Raw genomic sequence first — 2,057 nt, 5'->3', positions numbered from 1 at the left:
TGATTTACACGACGAATGCCATCGAACGAACGATCAAGGAGATTCGGAAACGCCTAAAACCGATGAACAGGTACCGTCAAGAATTTTGTGTAATGAAAGATAGATAGGGTATCTCTGAATGGATTTGGAATAGATAAGGAGTCGGTTTCCTCCGCACAGGAGACAGAATATTCTGTCTCCTGTGCGGAAAGGGAGAATCCCCTTACTTTGTTATTTACAGTATTTGGTTAATTGTAACGTTCTTCAAACATTCGCTGGAGGGCTTCCTGTGCTTCGGCAAATCCTCTTAACTTTCGCCCTGCCCATTTCTCATTAAAATCTTGAATGGTCAAATACACGATTTTTTCAGCGGCTTCTAAACTGCTCAAACTGTTCATCGGCACCGTCAAGAATTTTGTGTAATGTAAGATAGATAGGGTATCTCTGAAATGGATTTAGAATAGAGGGGGGATATTTCCTCCACACAAGAGACTGAATATTCAGTCTCTTAGTTTGCGTGCCTGTCACGCCCCGAAGTATGTCGAAGATGATTAGATTATCAGAAAAAGAGAGTCCGTAATTCCAAAAAATCACTCGGCTCTCTTCTTGTTTTTATTCAGAAAATTCTGTTTGAATTCTTGGTTTTTCCTCTTTCATTCCGCTTTAATAAAATCGTATCTATATCTGTATCCTCTCAAAAATTTCCTCAATGACAAAAGATACTTCGATTTGAAAATGGATTTTATGTTTAAGCAATTGTTCGGCCAGCCAAACCAAAAGCGAATTACGATCGCGTTTTTGAACGGGATTTTAAATCGCACGGGCCGCGAGCGTATTGTTGATGTGCAATATGAAAACACCGAGCTTCCAAAAGAGACGGTATTGATTTGTACATTAATTATACGGGAAACAAAAAGGGAAAATCATGAATAAGATTGACAACATTGTCGGCATTTATTCGTGTGATGTGCTGTCTTTCGATTCGCTGAATGAGGCAATTCAACGGCAAATTGAGCGCGATGGAATAATGATTTATGAGAAGTCTCTATCTTGAATTATGTCTTTGCTTAAATAACATGCTCGGACGGCGCGTATCTGCACCGCCCGCTTTACTGCTCATAAAAAAGAATCGCTTTCGTGAACTCGGTAAAGTCGGTTAGATGGTGATCAAGTATTTTTTGCAAAATTGTCAAATTAATTTCCTGGTAGTCGTGAACGGCGATGTTTCTAAATCCGACCATCGCTTTCATTTTTTGTGAAACAAAAGGAGTGATGATGCCGTGCTGTTCTAAAAGAGAAAAAGCGTCTCGACTGTTTTGGGGGAGGCCTAGCTTTTTCTGTGCGACCATGTGCATCGCTAGGTCGATGCTTGCTTCACATGCTCGTTGGAGATTTAAGATAATGGAGTCTTGCTTCGTGTAGTTTTCTAAATTTTTCGGGTTGTTCTCATATTCTTCGTGAATGCGCTTTATGCACCGCTCGATCACGCTAATTTTATTTAAAATGACATCATTTTTCATAAACCGACCCGCTTTCATTAATGTTTCGCAAGATTTCCGCGCGTTCTTCATTCAATTTTGCATACATCTTCAAGGCTCTCCATTCATATTCGGCTTTTTTCTGTTCATTTGTACAATAGATGACTTTGCCGTTACTGACCACTTGCGCCTGAAACACGGTGCTTGCTTGTTTGAGGTCCACAAGATCGACATCCCGGTGCAGCCTGGATGCCAATTCTTGCGCAACCATAAATCGTTCATAATGATCCAATTGTTTTTGGTCGCTGAGAAAAGCGATATCAATGTCGCTGTCTTGATGGATATGTCCTGCAACCGTTGATCCAAACAAATAAATCAAATATGGGGACACCGTTTCGGTCAACACTTCAATAATGATTGGCTCGATCTGTTCAGTCAACACTGCCCCTCCTTTTCTTCGCCCCAATCCGGGCCATTTTCTTTCATTATATTACTTTTTATTTCCTGCCTCAAACTTTGCGTAAAACTATCAGCTATGAAGAGTAAATTTCAAAGTTTTTCGTCAAAATAGGGATTTTCAAATTATCCACAGTTGGTAAA

The 2,057-nt window shown here is 40.1% G+C and carries 4 protein-coding genes and 2 pseudogenes; 3 read left to right on the top strand and 3 right to left on the bottom strand.

Annotated features, from left to right (window positions below):
* Window positions 1–107 (top strand): hypothetical protein (locus DCC82_RS18870; protein ID WP_483299668.1); only part of this gene is annotated, 107 nt, incomplete at its 5' end.
* 120 nt (window positions 108–227) lie between these two features.
* On the opposite strand, the pseudogene DCC82_RS10115 reads toward DCC82_RS18870, so the two are convergent.
* Window positions 228–380, bottom strand: a pseudogene (locus DCC82_RS10115) (IS256 family transposase); the annotation flags it as partial.
* A gap of 334 nt (window positions 381–714) precedes the next feature.
* Here DCC82_RS10115 and DCC82_RS10110 point away from each other — a divergent pair.
* Window positions 715–852 (top strand): annotated as a pseudogene (locus tag DCC82_RS10110) (PD-(D/E)XK nuclease family transposase); the annotation flags it as partial.
* Window positions 853–904: 52 nt separating this feature from the next.
* Window positions 905–1,033, top strand: a complete 129-nt coding sequence (locus DCC82_RS17370) for a nucleotidyltransferase (protein WP_199222352.1) — start codon at window positions 905–907, stop codon at window positions 1,031–1,033.
* Between the two features lie 55 nt (window positions 1,034–1,088).
* Here DCC82_RS17370 and hepT read toward each other — a convergent pair whose 3' ends face one another.
* Both hepT and mntA read right to left on the bottom strand, forming a co-directional pair.
* Window positions 1,089–1,499: a type VII toxin-antitoxin system HepT family RNase toxin gene (hepT, locus tag DCC82_RS10105; protein WP_062679147.1), complete on the bottom strand. Its 411-nt coding sequence runs from the start codon at window positions 1,497–1,499 to the stop codon at window positions 1,089–1,091.
* The gene (mntA, locus tag DCC82_RS10100; protein ID WP_062679146.1) at window positions 1,489–1,896 is read right to left on the bottom strand and encodes a type VII toxin-antitoxin system MntA family adenylyltransferase antitoxin; all 408 of its coding nucleotides are present in this window, start codon (window positions 1,894–1,896) and stop codon (window positions 1,489–1,491) included. Before mntA ends, hepT begins: the two co-directional genes overlap by 11 nt.
* Window positions 1,897–2,057: the final 161 nt, after the last annotated feature.

Origin of the sequence: Geobacillus sp. LYN3 (assembly GCF_003064505.1) — a bacterium.
Taxonomy (GTDB): Bacteria; Bacillota; Bacilli; order Bacillales; family Anoxybacillaceae; genus Parageobacillus_B; species Parageobacillus_B toebii.
The sequence above is the reverse complement of the archived record's forward strand: the minus strand, read 5'-3'. Positions and strand labels throughout refer to the sequence as shown.